21 protein-coding genes are annotated in these 20,033 nt (G+C 37.4%); 19 read left to right on the forward strand and 2 right to left on the reverse strand.

Annotation, left to right across the window (positions count from 1 at the left end):
• Positions 1 to 7 precede the first annotated feature (7 nt).
• The 19 genes from ilvB (at position 8) to FOT98_RS21890 (ending at position 17,032) form a co-directional block, all read left to right on the forward strand.
• Positions 8 to 1,708, forward strand: a complete 1,701-nt coding sequence (gene ilvB / locus FOT98_RS21800; protein WP_063261932.1) for an acetolactate synthase large subunit — start codon at positions 8 to 10, stop codon at positions 1,706 to 1,708.
• Positions 1,705 to 2,214 (forward strand): acetolactate synthase small subunit, encoded by a 510-nt coding sequence (ilvN, locus tag FOT98_RS21805; protein WP_000822948.1) that lies wholly within the window; start codon positions 1,705 to 1,707, stop codon positions 2,212 to 2,214. The genes ilvB and ilvN overlap by 4 nt, the downstream gene beginning before the upstream one ends.
• A 26-nt stretch (positions 2,215 to 2,240) precedes the next feature.
• Positions 2,241 to 3,251, forward strand: coding sequence for a ketol-acid reductoisomerase (gene ilvC, locus FOT98_RS21810; protein ID WP_063261933.1), 1,011 nt, complete (start codon positions 2,241 to 2,243; stop codon positions 3,249 to 3,251).
• Between the two features lies 1 nt (position 3,252).
• Positions 3,253 to 4,773, forward strand: a complete 1,521-nt coding sequence (gene leuA / locus FOT98_RS21815) for a 2-isopropylmalate synthase (protein WP_063261934.1) — start codon at positions 3,253 to 3,255, stop codon at positions 4,771 to 4,773.
• Between the two features lie 77 nt (positions 4,774 to 4,850).
• Positions 4,851 to 5,915 (forward strand): 3-isopropylmalate dehydrogenase, encoded by a 1,065-nt coding sequence (leuB, locus tag FOT98_RS21820; RefSeq protein WP_063261935.1) that lies wholly within the window; start codon positions 4,851 to 4,853, stop codon positions 5,913 to 5,915.
• On the forward strand, positions 5,915 to 7,309 hold the full coding sequence (gene leuC / locus FOT98_RS21825; protein ID WP_063261936.1) for a 3-isopropylmalate dehydratase large subunit: 1,395 nt from the start codon (positions 5,915 to 5,917) through the stop codon (positions 7,307 to 7,309). Before leuB ends, leuC begins: the two co-directional genes overlap by 1 nt.
• Positions 7,287 to 7,868 (forward strand): 3-isopropylmalate dehydratase small subunit, encoded by a 582-nt coding sequence (gene leuD, locus FOT98_RS21830; RefSeq protein ID WP_063261937.1) that lies wholly within the window; start codon positions 7,287 to 7,289, stop codon positions 7,866 to 7,868. Before leuC ends, leuD begins: the two co-directional genes overlap by 23 nt.
• Positions 7,869 to 8,177: 309 nt before the next feature.
• Entirely contained in the window at positions 8,178 to 9,440 is a 1,263-nt protein-coding gene (hisZ, locus tag FOT98_RS21835; RefSeq protein WP_063261938.1) for an ATP phosphoribosyltransferase regulatory subunit, read from the forward strand.
• Entirely contained in the window at positions 9,416 to 10,051 is a 636-nt protein-coding gene (hisG, locus tag FOT98_RS21840) for an ATP phosphoribosyltransferase (protein ID WP_063261939.1), read from the forward strand. The genes hisZ and hisG overlap by 25 nt, the downstream gene beginning before the upstream one ends.
• Before the next feature lie 11 nt (positions 10,052 to 10,062).
• A complete protein-coding gene (gene hisD / locus FOT98_RS21845; protein WP_063261940.1) occupies positions 10,063 to 11,355 on the forward strand; it encodes a histidinol dehydrogenase in 1,293 nt (430 codons plus the stop codon).
• Complete coding sequence (gene hisB, locus FOT98_RS21850; protein WP_063261941.1) at positions 11,355 to 11,939, forward strand: imidazoleglycerol-phosphate dehydratase HisB; 585 nt, start codon at positions 11,355 to 11,357, stop codon at positions 11,937 to 11,939. The genes hisD and hisB overlap by 1 nt, the downstream gene beginning before the upstream one ends.
• Positions 11,940 to 12,569 (forward strand): imidazole glycerol phosphate synthase subunit HisH, encoded by a 630-nt coding sequence (gene hisH, locus FOT98_RS21855; protein ID WP_063261942.1) that lies wholly within the window; start codon positions 11,940 to 11,942, stop codon positions 12,567 to 12,569.
• Positions 12,542 to 13,261 (forward strand): 1-(5-phosphoribosyl)-5-[(5-phosphoribosylamino)methylideneamino]imidazole-4-carboxamide isomerase, encoded by a 720-nt coding sequence (gene hisA / locus FOT98_RS21860; RefSeq protein ID WP_063261943.1) that lies wholly within the window; start codon positions 12,542 to 12,544, stop codon positions 13,259 to 13,261. Before hisH ends, hisA begins: the two co-directional genes overlap by 28 nt.
• A complete protein-coding gene (gene hisF, locus FOT98_RS21865; protein WP_063261944.1) occupies positions 13,255 to 14,013 on the forward strand; it encodes an imidazoleglycerol phosphate synthase cyclase subunit in 759 nt (252 codons plus the stop codon). Before hisA ends, hisF begins: the two co-directional genes overlap by 7 nt.
• Positions 14,010 to 14,315, forward strand: a complete 306-nt coding sequence (hisI, locus tag FOT98_RS21870; RefSeq protein ID WP_063261945.1) for a phosphoribosyl-AMP cyclohydrolase — start codon at positions 14,010 to 14,012, stop codon at positions 14,313 to 14,315. The genes hisF and hisI overlap by 4 nt, the downstream gene beginning before the upstream one ends.
• 10 nt (positions 14,316 to 14,325) lie before the next feature.
• Entirely contained in the window at positions 14,326 to 14,649 is a 324-nt protein-coding gene (hisE, locus tag FOT98_RS21875) for a phosphoribosyl-ATP diphosphatase (protein ID WP_063261946.1), read from the forward strand.
• A gap of 12 nt (positions 14,650 to 14,661) precedes the next feature.
• Positions 14,662 to 15,681 (forward strand): histidinol phosphate phosphatase domain-containing protein, encoded by a 1,020-nt coding sequence (locus FOT98_RS21880; RefSeq protein ID WP_063261947.1) that lies wholly within the window; start codon positions 14,662 to 14,664, stop codon positions 15,679 to 15,681.
• 67 nt (positions 15,682 to 15,748) lie between these two features.
• Positions 15,749 to 15,916: a DUF4025 domain-containing protein gene (locus FOT98_RS21885; protein ID WP_001118891.1), complete on the forward strand. Its 168-nt coding sequence runs from the start codon at positions 15,749 to 15,751 to the stop codon at positions 15,914 to 15,916.
• 144 nt (positions 15,917 to 16,060) lie between these two features.
• Positions 16,061 to 17,032, forward strand: a complete 972-nt coding sequence (locus FOT98_RS21890) for an NAD(P)-dependent oxidoreductase (RefSeq protein WP_063261948.1) — start codon at positions 16,061 to 16,063, stop codon at positions 17,030 to 17,032.
• Between the two features lie 29 nt (positions 17,033 to 17,061).
• On the opposite strand, the gene pssA is transcribed toward FOT98_RS21890, so the two are convergent.
• Both pssA and FOT98_RS21900 read right to left on the reverse strand, forming a co-directional pair.
• Positions 17,062 to 17,763 (reverse strand): CDP-diacylglycerol--serine O-phosphatidyltransferase, encoded by a 702-nt coding sequence (pssA, locus tag FOT98_RS21895; protein WP_000285414.1) that lies wholly within the window; start codon positions 17,761 to 17,763, stop codon positions 17,062 to 17,064.
• Positions 17,764 to 17,944: 181 nt separating this feature from the next.
• Positions 17,945 to 19,831 carry an LTA synthase family protein gene (locus FOT98_RS21900; protein ID WP_063261949.1) on the reverse strand — a complete coding sequence of 629 codons (1,887 nt, stop codon included), beginning with the start codon at positions 19,829 to 19,831 and terminating at the stop codon, positions 17,945 to 17,947.
• Positions 19,832 to 20,033: the final 202 nt, after the last annotated feature.

A 20,033-nucleotide genomic window follows, 5' to 3' on the forward strand; every position in this document is an offset into this window, starting at 1 on the left:
AAAAACAATGTCTTCAAAAACGGAAGAGAAACTGGCAACTGGTGCACAGCTATTGTTAGAAGCGCTAGAAAAGGAAGGAGTAGAAGTGATTTTCGGTTATCCTGGTGGTGCTGTTTTACCTCTTTATGATGCACTTTATGACTGTGAAATTCCGCATATTTTAACAAGGCATGAGCAAGGTGCTATTCACGCCGCTGAAGGGTATGCCAGAATTACTGGTAATCCAGGGGTTGTTATTGCAACGAGTGGACCAGGTGCTACAAATGTTATTACAGGTCTTGCAGATGCCATGATTGATTCGTTACCACTTGTTGTATTTACAGGGCAAGTAGCAACAACGTTAATTGGAAGTGATGCTTTCCAAGAAGCGGATATTATGGGGCTTACGATGCCGGTGACAAAGCATAACTATCAAGTGCGAAAAGCTTCAGATTTACCTCGAATTATTAAAGAAGCATTTCATATTGCTAGAACAGGAAGACCAGGCCCAGTCGTTATTGACCTTCCAAAAGATATGGTGGTAGAGCAAGGGGAACGATGTAATGACGTACAAATGGATTTACCAGGATACAACCCGAATTATGAACCGAATCTACTCCAAATAAACAAATTATTACAAGCAATTAGTGCTGCAAGTAAGCCGTTAATTTTAGCTGGAGCAGGTGTATTGCATGCGAAAGCATCAAAAGAGTTAACAAGTTTTGCTCGTAAATATGAAATCCCAGTTGTGCATACTTTACTTGGTCTTGGAGGCTTTCCGCCAGATGATGAACTTTTTCTGGGAATGGGAGGAATGCATGGTTCATACACAGCCAATATGGCGTTATATGAATGCGACTTACTTATTAATATAGGTGCAAGATTCGATGATCGGCTTACTGGAAATTTAGCTTATTTTGCTAAAGAGGCGACTGTTGCGCATATCGATATTGATCCAGCAGAAATCGGAAAAAATGTGCCGACTGAAATTCCTATTGTTGCAAGTGCTAAGCTAGCGTTGGAAGTATTACTTCAACCGGAAGGAAGGAAAGAAAATCATCATAATTGGCTTTCCTTATTAAAGAGTAGAAAAGAAAAATATCCACTATCTTATAAACGGAATTCGGAAAGTATTAAGCCTCAATACGCAATTGATATATTATATGAACTTACGAAAGGAGAAGCGATTGTAACAACAGATGTTGGTCAACATCAAATGTGGGCCGCACAATATTATCCGCTGAAAAACCCAGATAAATGGGTAACTTCTGGAGGATTAGGAACGATGGGCTTCGGATTTCCAGCAGCAATTGGGGCACAAATTGCAAAGCCTGATGAACTAGTTATTGCAATTGTCGGTGACGCTGGATTTCAAATGACGCTGCAAGAATTAAGTGTGTTAAAAGAACACTCCTTACCAGTTAAAGTGTTTATTTTAAATAATGAAGCTTTAGGAATGGTAAGACAATGGCAAGATGAATTTTATAACAAAAGATATTCGCACTCTTTACTATCGTGTCAACCAGATTTCGTCGCTCTTGCGAATGCGTATGGCATAAAAGGAGTTCGCATAGATGATCCACTTCTTGCAAAGAAGCAAATACAGCATGCGATTGAATTACAAGAACCGGTCGTAATTGATTGCCGTGTACTTCAATCAGAAAAGGTAATGCCGATGGTTGCGCCAGGGAAAGGTGTTCACCAAATGGAGGGAGTGGAAAAAAGGTGAAGAGAATTGTTACAGCGACAGTTCGAAATCAAAGTGGTGTGTTAAACCGAATTACAGGTGTTATGACACGAAGGCATTTTAATATTGAAAGTATTTCAGTAGGTCATACAGAATCATCGGACATATCACGGATGACGATTGTTGTACACGTGGAAAATGAACAGCAAGTTGAGCAGTTAATTAAACAACTTCATAAGCAAATTGATGTTCTGAAAGTATCAGATATTACGGAAGAAGCGATGATCGCAAGAGAACTTGCACTTATTAAAGTCGCAACATCAGTAGCAAGAGCAGAATTATATAGTTTAATTGAACCGTTTCGAGCCGCTGTAATAGATGTTGGGAAGGATTCCATAGTTGTGCAAGTAACCGGTACGCAGGAGAAAGTAGAAGCATTAATTGAATTACTTCGTCCATACGGTTTGAAAGAAATTGCTAGAACAGGTGTAACAGCATTTACGCGTAGTATGAAAAAACAAGATAAGCAAGTTATGTTAATTCAATAATCATTTAAATATAGGGGGAAATGAAAATGACAAAAGTTTATTATGAGAAAGATGTAACGGTAAATGTATTAAAAGAAAAGAAAGTAGCAATCATCGGATATGGCTCGCAAGGTCATGCGCATGCGCAAAATTTGCGTGATAACGGATTTGATGTAGTAGTAGGTTTAAGAAAAGGTAAGTCTTGGGATAAAGCGAAAGAAGATGGATTTTCTGTATATACAGTAGCAGAAGCAGCGGAGCAGGCTGATTTAGTAATGATTTTACTACCGGATGAACTGCAGCCAGAAGTATATGAAGCGGAAATTGCACCAAATTTACAGGCAGGAAATTCTCTCGTTTTTGCACACGGATTTAATGTTCACTTTGATCAAGTGAAACCACCAGCTAATGTAGATGTATTTCTAGTAGCGCCTAAAGGTCCAGGGCACCTTGTACGCCGTACGTTTGCTGAAGGCGGAGCTGTTCCTGCATTATTTGCCGTATACCAAGATGCGACAGGAGTTGCGACTGAAAAGGCACTTTCTTATGCTGATGGAATTGGAGCGACGAGAGCTGGCGTATTAGAAACGACGTTTAAAGAAGAAACAGAAACAGATTTATTTGGAGAGCAAGCTGTACTTTGTGGCGGAGTAACTGCGCTAGTAAAAGCTGGATTTGAAACGCTAGTTGATGCAGGATACCAGCCTGAACTTGCATATTTTGAATGTTTACATGAATTAAAACTAATCGTTGACCTTATGTATGAAGGTGGACTTGAAAATATGAGATATTCAGTTTCAGATACAGCGCAGTGGGGCGACTTCGTATCAGGACCACGCGTTGTAACGGAAGATACGAAGAAAGCGATGGGTGCAGTGCTAGCCGAAATTCAAGATGGTACATTTGCTAGAGGTTGGATTGCAGAGCATAAAGCAGGAAAACCAAATTTCCATGCGACAAATGAGAAAGAGAATGAACATGAAATCGAAGTAGTTGGACGTAAATTACGTGAAATGATGCCTTTCGTACAGCCACGAGTAAAGGCAGGGGTCAAATAATATGAAGCAGATTTTGTTCATGGATACGACGCTACGTGATGGCGAACAATCACCAGGAGTGAATTTAAATGAACAAGAGAAATTGCAAATTGCAAGGCAATTAGAGAGATTGGGTATTAATGTCATGGAGGCTGGCTTTGCAGCAGCTTCCGAAGGGGATTTTCAATCGGTAAAACGCATCGCAAATACGATTCAAAATGCTACAGTTATGAGTTTAGCTAGAGCGAAAGAAAGTGATATTCGAAGAGCATATGAAGCGGTGAAAGGTGCTGTATCTCCCCGTCTACACGTATTTTTAGCTACGAGTGATATTCATATGAAGTATAAACTTTGTATGTCAAAGGAAGATGTGTTAGATAGTATTCATCGCTCGGTTACACTTGGGAAATCGTTATTTCCGACAGTACAATTTTCTGCAGAAGATGCGACAAGAACAGCAAGAGATTTTTTAGCTGAAGCAGTAGAAGTTGCGATTCGTGCAGGAGCAAATGTAATTAATATTCCAGATACAGTTGGATATACGAATCCAGAAGAGTATTATTCTCTTTTTAAATACTTACAAGAATCCGTTCCTTCATATGAAAAAGCAATTTTCTCTTGTCATTGTCACGATGATCTTGGGATGGCTGTAGCCAATTCATTAGCTGCGGTTGAAGGTGGAGCATTGCAAGTAGAAGGAACAATTAATGGGATTGGAGAAAGAGCAGGGAATGCGGCGTTAGAAGAGGTCGCAGTTGCTCTTCATATTAGAAAAGATTTCTATAAAGCGGAGTCTTCTATGACGCTAAAAGAAATTAAAGCGACGAGTACATTAGTAAGTAGATTAACAGGTATGGTTGTACCGAAAAATAAAGCAATCGTTGGAGCAAATGCATTCGCTCATGAATCAGGAATTCATCAAGATGGTGTATTAAAAGAAGTGACAACGTATGAGATTATTGAACCAGAGCTAGTAGGCGAGTCTCAAAATCTATTTGTACTTGGAAAACATTCTGGACGTCACGCGTTTACAGAAAAAATGAAAGAGCTTGGCTATGAATTTACAAAGGAAGAACGAGATGCGGTGTTTGAAGCGTTTAAAAAATTAGCTGATCGTAAGAAGGAAATTACGGAGGAAGATTTACGTGCACTTATGCTTGGTGAAGCAGCATTTGCGGCTCAGCAATATACCATTACGCAACTGCAAGTACATTTCGTATCAAATAGTGCACAATGCGCGACAGTTGTGCTAAAAGATGAGGAAGGAAATGTATACGAAGATGCAGCTACTGGCTCTGGTAGTATTGAAGCGATTTATAATGCAATCCAAAGAATTCTAGGATTAGAATGTGAATTGGCGGATTATCGCATACAATCTATTACACAAGGTCAAGACGCACTAGCTCATGTTCATGTTGAATTAAAAGAAGGAACGCATCAAGTATCAGGTTTTGGTGTCGCGCAAGACGTATTGGAAGCGTCGGCGAGAGCATATGTCCATGCGGCGGGGAAATTAAAATCTTTTATCCAGCTTGTGAAATAAGTCGTTGATAGGTGAGAGAAGCTTTCCTCACCTATCAAATTAAAGTTCTGAAAATTCAGTTAAAAGGAGTGTTGAAATTGGAAAAACGTATCGTTTGTTTAGCTGGTGATGGTGTTGGCCCGGAAGTTATGGAAAGTGCGAAGGAAGTATTGCATATGGTAGAGAGATTATATGGGCATCGTTTTCATTTGCAAGATGAGTACTTTGGTGGGAGTGCTATCGATTTAATTGGGCAACCATTACCACAACGAACGCTTGCCGCCTGTTTAGCAAGTGATGCAGTTTTACTAGGAGCAGTTGGTGGACCAAGGTGGGATAGTGCGAAAGAAAGACCAGAGAAAGGATTATTAGCTTTAAGAAAAGGACTCGGCGTATTTGCGAATGTTCGCCCTGTAACGGTAGAAAGCGCAACGGCACATTTATCGCCATTAAAAAAGGCTGATGAAATTGATTTCGTTGTCGTTCGTGAATTAACAGGCGGAATTTATTTTTCTTATCCGAAAGAACGAACGGACGAAGTAGCAACAGATACACTTACGTATCATCGTCATGAAATTGAACGTATCGTTTCGTATGCTTTTCAATTAGCGAGCAAGCGGAAGAAGAAAGTAACATCAATTGATAAGGCGAATGTTTTAGAGTCTAGTAAACTATGGCGAACTGTGACAGAAGAAGTAGCAATTCGTTATCCAGGCGTTGAACTAGAACATATTTTAGTAGATGCCGCTGCGATGGAATTAATTCGAAATCCAGGACGGTTTGATGTAATTGTAACGGAAAATTTATTTGGAGATATTTTGAGTGACGAGGCTTCTGTATTAGCTGGATCATTAGGGATGCTTCCATCAGCAAGTCACGCGGAAAAGGGACCTTCATTATACGAGCCTATTCACGGATCAGCACCGGATATTGCTGGGAAAAATAAAGCGAATCCAATTGCAATGATGCGCTCTGTTGCAATGATGCTTGGGCAATCGTTCGGATTAACGAGAGAAGGGTATGCAATTGAAGAAGCAATTTCTGCAGTCCTTACATCAGGGAAATGTACAGCAGATATCGGGGGGACTGAAACGACAACTTCATTTACGAAGGCAGTTATGCAAGAAATGGAAGAGCAAGCGTTAGTAGGGAGAGGGAGATAATGGGGAAAAGGTTGCTAGATAAACTTTGGGAAAGACATATAGTTACGACAAACGAAAATGGGTTGGATTTATTATATATCGATCTTCATCTTGTTCACGAAGTAACGTCACCGCAAGCCTTTGAAGGCTTGCGGCTTACAAATCGAACGGTCCGTAGACCAGATTTAACATTCGCAACGATGGATCATAATATTCCAACGAAAGATGTTTGGAATATTACCGATCGCATTGCGAAGCAGCAATTAGATACACTTCGGGAAAATTGTAAACAATTTCAGGTACCGTTAGCGGATATTGGAGATGAAGAGCAAGGGATTGTTCATGTTATCGGACCAGAACTTGGGCTCACGCAGCCAGGAAAAACAATTGTTTGTGGTGATAGTCATACAGCAACACACGGTGCGTTTGGCGCGCTAGCATTTGGCATTGGCACGAGTGAAGTGGAACATGTATTGGCGACACAAACGTTATGGCAACGTAAACCGAAAGCGATGGGCATTGAGTTAAAAGGGAAATTACAGAAAGGTGTTTACGCAAAAGATATTATTTTGCATCTCCTTTCGAAGTACGGTGTAGCAGTTGGAACCGGATACGTAATGGAGTTTTACGGAGAGACAATTGGAGCTATGGAGATGGAAGAGAGAATGACACTTTGTAATATGGCAATTGAAGGAGGAGCGAAAGCTGGTATTATAGCACCAGATGAAAAAACATTTACTTATGTAAAAGGACGTCAATATGCACCGAAAGACTATGAAACTTTCGAGAAAAAATGTTCTGAACTGTATACAGATTCAGATGCGATTTATGATTTACATATTTCAATTGATGTGGCGGATTTAGCACCGTACGTTACGTGGGGAACAAACCCGAGTATGGGTGTTCGTATTGATGAAAAATTGCCAGAAAAGCATGATGCAAATGATGAAAGAGCATTTTCTTATATGGGATTAAGCCCAGGACAAAGTACGTATGACATTCCAGTTCAGCATGTTTTTATTGGATCTTGTACAAATTCCAGGCTCTCTGATTTAGAAATTGCTGCTTCTGTTGTGAAAGGGAGAAAGGTAAAGGAAGGTGTGCGAGCACTCGTTGTGCCTGGATCGAAAAGAGTAAGAGAAGCTGCGATGCAAAAAGGGCTACATCACATCTTTGAAGAAGCAGGATTTGAATGGAGAGAGCCTGGATGTTCAATGTGTCTTGGAATGAATCCAGATCAAGTACCTGAAGGAGAACATTGTGCTTCCACTTCAAACCGAAATTTTGAAGGAAGACAAGGAAAAGGAGCGCGAACACATTTGGTTAGCCCAGCAATGGCGGCAGCAGCTGCGTTATATGGTCATTTTGTTGATACTAGAAAGGAGAGTTATGATGGAGCCATTTCGTATTCATAAAGGTACTGCCGCAGTACTGATGAATGATAACATTGATACAGATCAAATTATTCCGAAGCAATATTTAAAGAGAATTGAAAGGACGGGATTTGGAAAATATTTATTCGATGAATGGCGTTATGATAATAACCGCCATGAAAACCCTAATTTTCCACTTAATGCACAAGATAGAAAAGGAGCAAGTATATTAATTACAGGTGATAATTTTGGTTGCGGTTCTTCAAGAGAACATGCTCCATGGGCGCTTGCTGATTATGGTTTCCGTGTTATTATCGCTGGCGGGTTTGCAGATATTTTTTATATGAATTGTATGAAAAATGGTATGTTACCAATTGTAATGGATAAAGAAATGCGAGAACAACTTGCTAAAACGGATGCGAGAGAACAAATAGAAGTAGATTTAGAGAATGAAGTCATCACAACGAGTACGCACAAGTTTCATTTTACAATCGAGAAAATGTGGAAAGAGAAATTATTAAATGGTCTAGATGAAATTAGTATTACAATGCAATATGAACAAAAAATTGTAGAATATGAAAGGGAAGTAGCTTTATATTAAGAAATAACGGAATGTTCGAAATGTATTTACATTCAGAATTAAGTATTATATACTATGTAAAAAATCAGAGGAGAAAGGGAGTAAGTATTATGAATATCGTGCAACCTATTGAAATGCTTACACAACTACATCATCATACATAAAGCCCTTGAACCTAGCGTGAAAACGTGTAGGCACAAGGGTTATTCCCGTTGTACCTACACTCTACTAAAGAGCCTTGTAGGTATTTTGTCTACAAGGCTCTTTTTATTTTCGGTTTAGGTGAATGAAATAGGCATACATTAGAAAGGGAAAGGTGTGAGAATTTAGATGACAAAATGGAAACGTGCAAATCCAAATGGAACGAGAGATTATTTATTCGAAGAATGTACGTTAATTGAAGAAGTGGAGCAAAAATTAAGACGTACTTTTTTAGAGCGAGGTTATGAGGAAATAAGGACACCAACAATAGAATTTTATGATGTGTTTGCCTTTCAAAATAGACCGATAGATGAAGAAAAGATGTATAAATTTTTTGATGAAAAGGGACGGATTATCGTCTTGCGTCCAGATATGACAATTCCTTTAGCGAGAGTGATGGGAACGCAGAGGTGGGATACGCCGCTAAAACTGACGTATGGCGGGAATGTATTTCGGGCGAATGAGTCTCTTACTGGTAAATATAATGAAATTATACAAAGTGGTATTGAAATTATTGGGATTGATAATGTAAGAGCTGAAATTGAATGTGTTATAAGCGTCATTCAATCACTTCAAAAGGTGAAGGTGCAATCTTTTACAATAGAGATTGGGCAAGTGCAGTTATATAAATGTATTGTCAAAAAGCTCTCCATTCATGAGGAAGAAGAGAGAGTACTTAGAACATATATTGAAAGTAAAAATTATGCTGCTCTATCAAATTTTATTAGAGAAAAGAAATTAGATCGATGTGATGAAACAGTAAGATTACTTGAGAAATTACCAAGGTTATTTGGGAATTTAGAAGTAATTGAGGAAGCGGAAAAACTCGCCTCAAGTAATGAAATGAAAATGGCCATCGCAAGAGTGAAAGAAATATATGTAGCCATTGAAAAACTAGGCTATGGATCTTACATATCAATTGATTTAGGTATGATCCAACATCTAGATTACTATACAGGAGTTATTTTCAAAGGGTATATATATGAAATTGGAGAAGAAATTGTTAGTGGTGGAAGATATGATGAGTTAATTGGAAATTTTGGAGAAATGCTGCCGGCTGTTGGACTCGCGGTGCAAGTCAATCAAATTGTGAAGGCGCTGCAAGAGCAGCAAGAAGCATATGAACGAAAGAGAATAGATATAATCATTCATTATGAGTTAAATAGATTAGCAGAAGCGGAAAGATTAAGAAGTTTACTTCAAAAGGACGGGAAAAAAGTAGAGCTATCCTTATTCTCTAATGTAAACGACACCTTTCAATTTGCAAGAAAAAATCAAATAGTAACGGTCGTTGAGGCGAAGAATGAATCATTAGTGGAATATGTATGGAAAGAGAAATGGGTAGTCCAGAAAGAAGGAGAGACCTCATGCGTAACATTCAAATTGCGTTAACGAAAGGGAGATTAGAAAAGCATGTGATTCCACTCTTTGAGCAGATTGGAATTGATTGTTCAGAGCTCAAAAATAAAGGGCGAAAGCTTGTCTTTCAAAGTAAGAATACAGATATCTCATTTATTTTAGTGAAAGCAGTAGATGTTGCTACTTATGTAGAACATGGAGTAGCGGATATTGGGGTCGTTGGAAAAGATATTTTAATGGAAAATGAGAAAGATATTTATGAAATGTTGGATTTAGGAGTAGGCGTGTGTAAGTTTTGTGTAGCTTCTATTCCTACTTATAATCCGAAGAGCTACCGGAAGAAACGTATTGCAACGAAATATCCCCATATTACTTCTAACTATTTTCATGATAAAGGAGAGGATGTAGAAATTATTAAAATAGAAGGTTCTGTAGAAATCGCTCCTATTCTTGGATTGGCAGATGCAATTGTTGATATTGTTGAAACAGGAACAACATTACAAGAAAATGGACTCATTGTATTTGAGGAAATGTATTCTATATCTGCTCGAATGATTGTAAATAAGGCTGCATTAAAAACTAAAAAAGACGAAATATTCAGTATTGTAAATATGATGGAGCAAGAAATTTTGTCAGGAAAATAGGGGGAATTGAAATGGAGATCGTTTGTGAAGACTTTCAAAAGGCGTTATCGAAAATAAAATTGCTACGAGAAAACGCTAATATAATAGAAGAAACTGTTCAAAGAAGTGTAAGAGAGATCGTTCAAAATGTAAGGGAGAATAGGGATGAGGCCCTATCTTTTTATACAAACAAGTTTGATGGTGTGGAGATGAAAGAGTTTCGTGTAAGTGAAGAAGAAATAGAACGAGCGAGTATGTTTGTAGAAAATTCATTTTTAGAAGCGTTACAAAAGGCGAAGAAAAACATTATATCGTATCACGAAAAGCAAAAAAGGCAATCTATATTCGATTGCGAGAATGAAGGCATCATTAGGGGACAAATCATTCGGCCATTAGAAAATGTAGGAGTATACGTGCCAGGCGGAACTGCTTCCTATCCTTCATCGGTATTAATGAATGTATTACCAGCGAAACTCGCTGGTGTGAAAAAGATTGTAATGGTAACACCGCCGAGAGAAGGAGGAATTGATCCACATATTTTAGTTGCTGCAAGTCTTGCAGGGGTAGATGAAATTTATATGATAGGTGGTGCGCAAGCAATTGCTGCCTTAGCATACGGGACGGAATCGATTCCGAAAGTGGATAAAATAGTTGGACCAGGAAATTTGTACGTCGCTCTAGCGAAACGAGAAGTATATGGAATAGTAAATATCGATATGATTGCTGGACCGTCAGAAATTGTAGTTATCGCTGATGAAACCGGCAATGCAAAATATATTGCTGCTGATTTACTATCACAGGCAGAGCATGACGAGAGAGCGACAGCAATTTGTATTACAACGAATATAGAGTTAGCAAAAGAAGTAGAAAAAGAGATAGAAAGACAGTTAGAAACATTACCAAGAAGCGAAATTGCACGTGAATCGATAAATAGAAATGGAGCCATTTGTATCGTTCCCTCTTTAGATGAGGCACTGCAATTATCGAATGAAATCGCCCCGGAACATTTAGAGTTACATATAAAAGAACCGATGAATGCACTAACTTACGTGAAACATGCAGGATCTATCTTTCTTGGACCATATGCGCCGGAACCACTTGGCGATTATGTAGCAGGACCGAATCACGTGTTACCGACAAGTGGAACGGCAAGGTTTTTCTCACCGTTATCAGTTGATGATTTCGTGAAAAAATCAAGCTTTTTGTCTTATACAGAGGAAGCGTTAAGAGATGTACAACATCACATTGTAGAACTTGCGAATAAAGAAGGGTTACATGCGCATGCGAGAGCAATTCAAATAAGATTTGAGGAGGAGGAAGAATAATGCGTGAGTCTAGTCAAATACGTGAGACGACAGAAACAAAAATAAAATTAAGTTTGCAGCTTGATGAAGGAAAGGATGTTTCTGTACAAACGGGAGTTGGATTTTTTGATCATATGCTAACTTTATTTGCAAGGCATGGAAGATTCGGTTTGCAAGTGGAGGCGGAAGGCGATGTGTTCGTTGATGCACATCATACAGTTGAAGATGTTGGAATTGTGCTCGGAAATTGTTTGAAAGAAGCATTGCAAAATAAAGAGGGGATTAACCGTTATGGCTCTGCTTATGTACCGATGGATGAATCTTTAGGTTTTGTCGCAATTGATATAAGCGGACGCTCGTATATTGTATTTCAAGGAGAATTAACAAATCCGAAGCTAGGGGATTTTGATACAGAACTAACAGAAGAATTCTTTAGAGCAGTTGCTCATGCTGCAAATATTACATTACATGCTCGCGTTTTATATGGAAGTAATACACATCACAAAGTTGAAGCATTATTTAAAGCATTTGGTCGAGCGCTTAGGGAAGCAGTTGATAAAAATACCAACATTACTGGTGTAAATTCAACGAAAGGGATGTTGTAATTGATTGCTATTATAGATTATGGAATGGGAAATATTCGTAGTGTAGAACAAGCATTAAAATATATTGGAGCAGAGTACATCGTAACGAGTGATAAAGAAGAAATTTTTAAAAGTGATGGAGTGATTTTACCAGGAGTAGGTGCATTTCCAAAAGCAATGGATGTATTGGAAGAAAAAGATTTAGTGTGTGTATTAAAAGAAGTCGGGCGTTCAGGAAAACCGCTTCTAGGCATTTGCTTAGGAATGCAGCTTTTATTTGAAAATAGTGAGGAACTACAAGACTGTAACGGATTAAGTTTATTGCCAGGTGTTATTCGAAAGCTAAAAGTTCCTTATAAAATTCCACATATGGGATGGAATGAGTTAAATAAAGAGGGAGAAATAGCGCTTTGGAATGGAGTAGAGGACGGTTCTTTCGTATATTATGTCCATTCTTATTATGCAGATTGTCCTAATGAAATTGTATATGGAATAAGTGAATATGGATTGAAAGTACCTGGTTTTGTAGCGAAAGGAAATATATACGGCGCACAGTTTCATCCTGAAAAAAGTGGAGACATTGGGATGCAAATGTTGAAAAATTTCAAAGGGGTGGTAGAAGTATGGAAATCTTCCCAGCTATCGATTTAAAAGAGGGACGATGCGTTAGACTGTATCAAGGAGAGTTTAGTAAAGAAACAGTAATGAATGAAGACCCGGTTGCGCAAGCGATTATATTCGAAAAATCAGGAGCGAAAACACTGCATATTGTTGATTTAGATGGTGCAATTGCAGGGGAGTCAGTAAATTTGCTCGTCATTGAAAGGATTTGCAAGGCAGTACGTATTCCAGTGCAAGTTGGAGGCGGAATTCGGTCACTTGTAGCGGTAGAAAAGTTATTGTCAGTAGGTGTAGATAAAGTAATTTTAGGAACAGCTGCTCTTTATGATAAGGCATTTTTAGAGGAAGCAGTTCGTCTATATAAAGAAAAAATCATTGTTGGAATTGATGCGAAAAATGGTTTCGTAGCAACGAGAGGCTGGCTCGATGTGTCTGACATTTCTTACATTGATTTAGCGAAGCAAATGGAGAATGTAGGTGTTCAAACGATTGTGTTTACAGACATTTCGAAAGACGGGACACTTGCAGGGCCGAATGTAGAGCAATTGGAGTTGCTACAAAAAAGTGTGGACATTCGTCTTATTGCTTCTGGAGGAGTGGCATCTATTCAAGATGTGAAAAAATTAAATGATATGAATATATACGGCGTCATAATTGGTAAGGCTCTTTACGAGAAAACGATTAATTTAGAAGAAGTGTTAGAGGTAACAAAGTTATGTTAGCGAAACGCATTATTCCATGTCTAGATGTGAAAGAAGGGCGAGTCGTAAAAGGTGTAAATTTTATAGGATTACAAGACGTCGGTGATCCTGTTGAAATAGCTGCTTTATACAATGATGCGGGAGCAGATGAAATTGTATTTTTAGATATTACGGCAACACATGAAGGACGAAAAACAATTATCGATGTTGTAGAACAAACAGCTTCGAAAGTATTTATTCCTCTTACAGTTGGCGGGGGGATTTCAAGTGTTAAAGATATGTACAATTTACTAAGAGCGGGAGCAGATAAAGTTTCAATTAACTCAGCGGCAGTGCGAAATCCAAAGCTAATCAAAGAAGGGGCAGAACACTTTGGTTCACAATGTATTGTCGTCGCAATTGATGCTAGAAAAATAGCGGAAGATAAGTGGAATGTATATGTGAACGGCGGAAGAGTTGATACGGGAATGGATGCAACCTGGTGGGCAAAGCGCGTTACCGAGCTAGGGGCAGGCGAAATTTTGTTAACGAGTATGGATGCAGATGGAACGAAAAATGGATATGACCTTCGTTTAACAGAAGAAATTTCAAAGAGCGTTTCCGTACCAGTCATCGCGTCAGGCGGGTGCGGTCATGTTGATCACATTATAGAAGTCTTTCAAAAGACAACAGTTGATGCAGCGTTAGCGGCATCAATCTTTCATTACGGTGAGGCGACAGTGCAGGACGTAAAGAGAAAATTAAGAAATGCAAACGTTGAGGTGCGGTTATGAAACCAAACTTTTCAAAAGGATTACTACCAGCAGTTGTAATGGAAGAAGGTACAAACGAGGTTTTAATGCTAGCTTATATGAATGAAGAAGCATATGAAAAAACGCTAGAAACGAAAAGAACTTGGTTTTATTCTCGTTCAAGAAGGGCGTTATGGAATAAAGGAGAAACATCAGGAAATGTCCAATATGTGCAATCTCTGTATTTAGATTGTGATCAAGATTCAATCGTTGTTGTCGTAAAACAAGTAGGACCTGCTTGTCATACGGGAGAGAAAACGTGTTTTCATTACAAAATTATATAGGGGGATACATATGGGAAACGCCTTTACATTACTATTTGAAACAATTGAAGAACGAAAGAGAAATCCAGTTCCTGAATCGTATACAAATTACTTGTTTTCAAAAGGAGAAGATAAAATTTTAAAGAAAATTGGTGAGGAATGCACGGAAGTAATTATCGCATCTAAAAATAATGATAAAGAAGAATTGGTGAAGGAAATGGTGGATGTATTGTATCACTGCTTCGTTTTATTAGCCGAAAAAAATATATCATTAGAAGATGTTATGGAGGAAGTGACAGAAAGAAATGGGAAGCTTTCGCGAGTAGGGGACAGAAGAGACATAGATACATTATAAGGGGGAATATAGATGAAGGTGGATTATCACATTCATTTAGAAGAAGGGCCATATTCAATAGGGTGGCTAGCTAAAATAAATGAATCATTGCAACAGTATGAACCGCTTAAAGAAGAAAAACATTCTATGGAATGGCTTGTGAAAACACAAGAACGCCTACAAAGACGTGTGAAAGAAGGGCCATTTACAATGAAATGGATTGATTTATATTTAGAAGAAGCTTTGCGAAAAGGTATAAAAGAAGTTGGTATTGTCGATCATTTATACCGTTTTTATGAAGCGAAAGAATACTATGAAAGATATGTCGATATTAGTGATTCTAAGCTTGGTCGTTTACAGAAGGAATGGCTAGATCAAGTAAGGGTAGCATCACTACATGATTTTACAAAGGCAATAGAAGAAGCGAAAGAACGTTGGAGTAAACGAGGCGTGACGCTTAAACTTGGAATTGAAGCGGATTATTTTATTGGTGGTGAACAAGAATTACAATCTTTACTAGCATTAGGAGACTTTGATTATGTAATTGGTTCTGTCCATTTTTTAAATGGCTGGGGATTTGATAATCCAGACACGAAAGAATATTTTAAGGAGCATAACTTATATGCTTTATATGATACGTTTTTCAAAACGGTTGAGTGTGCAGTTCGCTCTCAGTTATTTGATATAATAGCTCATCTTGATAACATAAAAGTATTTAATTATCGGTTAGATGAGAATGAACAACTTTCGTATTATAAGGACATTGCGCGTGCATTAGTAGAAACTAATACGGCAACGGAAATAAATGCAGGATTGTACTATCGCTATCCTGTGCGCGAAATGTGTCCGAGTCCACTATATTTACAAGTATTAGCTAAGCACGAGGTTCCGATTACTCTCTCCTCAGATGCGCATTATCCGCATGATTTAGGAAAATATGTGGAAGAGAATATAAAGACGTTACGTAATCATGATATTTCACACTTAGCTACCTTTACGAAACGAGTAAGAACGATGAGATTACTGGAAGAAGAAGTATCCATTTCAAAATGATCACGATTTTTTGATGAAAACTCTCCTTTTTGTTCAAAATAAGAAAGAATAAAAAGGAGGGTAAGAAATGGCGAAACAACAAAATAAACAAAATGTACAAAGTGCACAGCAACAAGCGTATACTTCTGAAACGAATGCTACATCTCAATCCGTTATTGAGGAACAAATTAGTGATACAGTTGCAGAAGGAACAATCGATGTGAAGCTTGGAAAAGAATCGCAAGAAAAAGCATAAGAAGAGGGGAGACTTGCATCTCCTCTTTTTTTATGGAAAAGTGTCGATTTTCAAAACTATAATCAAATTCCTTGGTTTTTATATGTGGATTTCTTACAATGAAAGATAAGAGGTATCTTATTTTCTATAGAAGAGGTGTTAGTAGTGGCGAAAATATTAGTAGCAGGAAAAATTCCAGCAATCGGATTAGAACTATTAAAGGATCATGATGTAGAAATGTACGATAAAGAGGCTTTAATTTCTTTAGATGAATTAACAGAGCGTGCAAAAGATAAAGATGCATTGTTAAGCCTACTTTCTACAAAAGTGACAAAAGAAGTGATCGATGCGGCACCTAATTTGAAAATTATTGCAAACTACGGTGCTGGTTACGATAATATTGATTACTCGTATGCCGGAGAAAAAGGGATTGCGGTAACGAATACACCGAAAGTATCAACTGAAGCGACAGCGGAATTAACATTTGCACTTCTTTTAGCAGCTGCACGTAGAATTCCGGAAGGTGATACGCTATGTCGTACAACTGGATTTAACGGATGGGCACCATTATTTTTCCTAGGTCGTGAAGTGCATGGGAAAACAATTGGAATTATTGGCCTTGGAGAAATAGGAAAAGCAGTTGCAAAGCGTGCGAAAGCGTTTGGAATGAATGTTTTATATACAGGGCCAAATCGAAAACCTGAAGCTGAAAGTGAACTGGAAGCAACATATGTAACATTGGAAGAATTATTACAAACAGCAGACTTTATTACAATTAACTGTGCGTATAATCCAAGATTGCATCATATGATTGATGAAGAACAGTTTAAAATGATGAAGAAAACAGCGTATATTGTAAATGCTTCACGTGGACCAATTATGCATGAAGCGGCACTTGCTCAAGCATTAAAAACGAATGAAATTGAAGGAGCGGCTCTTGACGTATTTGAATTTGAACCGAAAATTACTGAAGAGCTAAAAGGATTAAAGAATGTAGTACTTGCTCCTCACGTAGGAAATGCAACATTCGAAACGCGTGATGCGATGGCTGAAATGGCAGTAAGAAATATTTTAGCCGTATTAAAAGGTGAAGAGCCTGTAACACCTGTAAATCAAAAAGCAGTAGTTACAAAATAAAAAGAAACCTTCCGAAATCGGAAGGTTTCTTATTTTTCTTTATTTGCTCTTTTAGATGGTCTTTGTCTAAGAAATTGAGATAGCATATACAAAATATATAGTGGAATAGCAATGAATAAGAAAACAGAAAAGTTACCGATCCCTGTTTGGTACATTGTGATAATGCTTCCAACTAAAAATAGTGTAATAATGATGCTATATCGTGGAAGTGGTACATCTTTTAAACTTGGGATACGAATGCGGCTCACCATTAAAAATGCGAACGTTACAAAGACTGTAATAAGAACGATTTTTGGAATGATATGTGAAAATAATGTTAAGAAAGCAACAAGCCCTCCCGCTGCTGTAATCGGTACCCCAGTGAAATATTTCATTGAAGTAGAAGATGGTGTTACATTAAATCGTGCTAAACGATATGCTCCGAAAAGAGGGAATAGTCCCGCTATGTATAGTCCGATGATTCCGTAGTTGGAGAAAGATGTGTAATACATAAGAACAGCAGGTGCTGCACCAAATGTCACGACATCCGCAAGTGAGTCAAGCTCTTTTCCCATTTGTGAATCAACGCGTAATAAACGAGCAACACGCCCATCAAGACTATCTAACATCATCCCGATAAGTACTAAAATAGCAGCTGATTTATAATATCCTAAAGATGCATAGCCGATTGACAAGAATCCACTATATAAATTTCCGAGCGTAAATAAGTTTGGAATAGCTGCTCTATACAAAATCTGATCCCTTGCTTTCTGTAATAAATTCTTAATTAGTGTATGAAATTTTACTTATTTTATCATACCATAAATTTCTTCCTCATACGAAAGAAATTCCCAATTTGTGAAAGATTTCATAGAAGAATGATTTGAAAAATAAGTAAAAAAAGAAGCAACTTTTATAAAGTTGCTTCTAGTACTACTCAAATTTCGTTGTCATTGTTCCAGTTTTATAACGATTGTTAGGATCGAAACGTAATAAATCTCCATAAATGAGTTTATCGGAGAGTTTCAATTCAGTTTTTGCTTTTTCAATATTTGGTTGGCATAATGAAATGTCAGCTTCTTCACCTGTATTTCGTTTATAGCACATGTTTTTTGTATACACATACTCTTCCGAAACGAAGCTACCATCACGCATTACCATAAGTGGATCTTTTTCTTTAATAAATAAGTCAGTTCCAAATTCAACGGATTGATTTGTTTTAATACCAAGTAAATGAAGTAGCGTTGGTTTAATATCAATTTGACCAGATACTTTAGAAATGACTTTTCCTTCTTGACCAGGTACATGAATAATGAGAGGGACGCGTTGTAATTGCATAGAATCAAACGGTGTAATAGCGTCTTTCCCAAGGAACTGGGCCATAGCTGCATTATGGTTTTCTGAAATGCCGTAATGATCTCCATAAATGACAATAACAGAATTATCATACAGTCCTTCTTCTTTTAATTGTTTAATAAATAATTTAAGAGCTTCATCTGTGTAACGAACGGTTGGGAAATAGCGGTTTACAACACCACTTTCCGAATTAAACTCATCAACATATTGATCTTCGGGATTTAGAAGAAATGGAAAATGGTTTGTTAAAGTAATAAATTTTGTATAGAACGGTTGTGGTAAAGATTTTAGCTTTGGAATCGATTGTTCAAAGAACTCTTTATCTTTTAATCCCCAGCCAACAGACATTTGTTCTGTGCCTACGTAATCATTTAAATTAAAGTAACGATCATATCCAAGTGCAGGATACATTACATCACGATTCCAAAATGTTTTATCGTTTGAATGGAAGACAGCAGAAGAATATCCGTATTTTTTTAATTGCTCTGGTGTAGCTGTATATTCATTTGTTGCGTGAGTAAAGAATACAGAACCGCGGTCTAACGGATAAAGTGAATTTTCAACGATAAATTCAGCATCAGAAGTTTTACCTTGTCCCGTTTGATGATAGAAGTTATCGAAATAAAAACTATCTTTAATAAATTCATTTAAAAATGGAGTAATTTCTTTTCCATTTATTTTTTTATTAATAACAAAACTTTGTGTAGATTCCATGGAAATCAAAATAACATTTTTACCTTTTGCAGCTCCAAATAAGTTTTTATCAACTTGCTTATCTTTTGAGTCTGTATAGTTTTTAATTTCAGAGAACCCATCTCCACTTGCAAATACACGTTCAGCTGAAGATTTAGATTGAAGTGTAATATCAAATAGATGATATGTGTATAAACCTAAATTTTTCACGACTGTTTGACGATCAAATGAGCGTGAGAACATTTGTGGTTTATAAATAACGGAAACAACAATTTGTAGTGCTAATAAAGCTGTTACACCGGTAAAGAAAGTTCGCTTCTCAGAGCGTGAAAGCGGCGTCTTGTCACAAAATGCTGGGAATTTACGTGAAAGAAACATTAAAATAATCGCATCTGCAAATAAAAGTAATGTTTTGTACGTAAAGAGTTCTTTTATACTCGTCCCTAAATCAGCCATATTATTTGTTTGGAATAAAACTGGGAATGTAACGAAATCGTTATAAAACCCATAAAACATTGCATTTCCAAATAAAATAAAGGACAGTATAAAACTGATTCCAATTATAATGCGGTTTCGGTGTTTAGATGCAAATAAAGCAAAACCGAAAAATAAAAGTAATGCAGCTAGTGGATTAATAAAAAGCATAAATTCTTCAAAGAAATTATCGATTTTAATATCAAATGCTAGCTTGTACACAATATATGTTTTTATCCATAATAAAACGACTGCAACGAGTGCAAATCGCAGTTTTGGAAACAGACGTTGTAGCATAATATACTCCTCTCCTAAAAGCATGACCGTTCTTGTGAGCTGGTTTGATTAGCACCTCATTTTATATATACGAACAGTCCTTTATTATTATGTTTATTATACTATGAGTATCATTATACGAAAATAAAAGAGAGTTGTGGGCTTTTTTATAATAATTGAGTAGAAAAAGGGCAGTAGGAGACAATAAAACGGAGTTTCTATG

Origin of the sequence: Bacillus sp. HY001, assembly GCF_007558965.1 — a bacterium.
Classification (GTDB): domain Bacteria; phylum Bacillota; class Bacilli; order Bacillales; family Bacillaceae_G; genus Bacillus_A; species Bacillus_A mobilis.

Coding starts and splice junctions, on each gene's coding strand:
- ilvB (WP_063261932.1), top strand. CDS start 8: ATGTCTTCAAAAACGGAAGAGAAACTGGCAACTGGTGCACAGCTATTG.
- ilvC (WP_063261933.1), top strand. CDS start 2,241: ATGACAAAAGTTTATTATGAGAAAGATGTAACGGTAAATGTATTAAAA.
- leuA (WP_063261934.1), top strand. CDS start 3,253: ATGAAGCAGATTTTGTTCATGGATACGACGCTACGTGATGGCGAACAA.
- leuC (WP_063261936.1), top strand. CDS start 5,915: ATGGGGAAAAGGTTGCTAGATAAACTTTGGGAAAGACATATAGTTACG.
- leuD (WP_063261937.1), top strand. CDS start 7,287: ATGGAGCCATTTCGTATTCATAAAGGTACTGCCGCAGTACTGATGAAT.
- hisZ (WP_063261938.1), top strand. CDS start 8,178: ATGACAAAATGGAAACGTGCAAATCCAAATGGAACGAGAGATTATTTA.
- hisG (WP_063261939.1), top strand. CDS start 9,416: ATGCGTAACATTCAAATTGCGTTAACGAAAGGGAGATTAGAAAAGCAT.
- hisD (WP_063261940.1), top strand. CDS start 10,063: ATGGAGATCGTTTGTGAAGACTTTCAAAAGGCGTTATCGAAAATAAAA.
- hisB (WP_063261941.1), top strand. CDS start 11,355: ATGCGTGAGTCTAGTCAAATACGTGAGACGACAGAAACAAAAATAAAA.
- hisA (WP_063261943.1), top strand. CDS start 12,542: ATGGAAATCTTCCCAGCTATCGATTTAAAAGAGGGACGATGCGTTAGA.
- hisF (WP_063261944.1), top strand. CDS start 13,255: ATGTTAGCGAAACGCATTATTCCATGTCTAGATGTGAAAGAAGGGCGA.
- hisI (WP_063261945.1), top strand. CDS start 14,010: ATGAAACCAAACTTTTCAAAAGGATTACTACCAGCAGTTGTAATGGAA.
- hisE (WP_063261946.1), top strand. CDS start 14,326: ATGGGAAACGCCTTTACATTACTATTTGAAACAATTGAAGAACGAAAG.
- FOT98_RS21880 (WP_063261947.1), top strand. CDS start 14,662: ATGAAGGTGGATTATCACATTCATTTAGAAGAAGGGCCATATTCAATA.
- FOT98_RS21885 (WP_001118891.1), top strand. CDS start 15,749: ATGGCGAAACAACAAAATAAACAAAATGTACAAAGTGCACAGCAACAA.
- FOT98_RS21900 (WP_063261949.1), bottom strand. CDS start 19,831: ATGCTACAACGTCTGTTTCCAAAACTGCGATTTGCACTCGTTGCAGTC.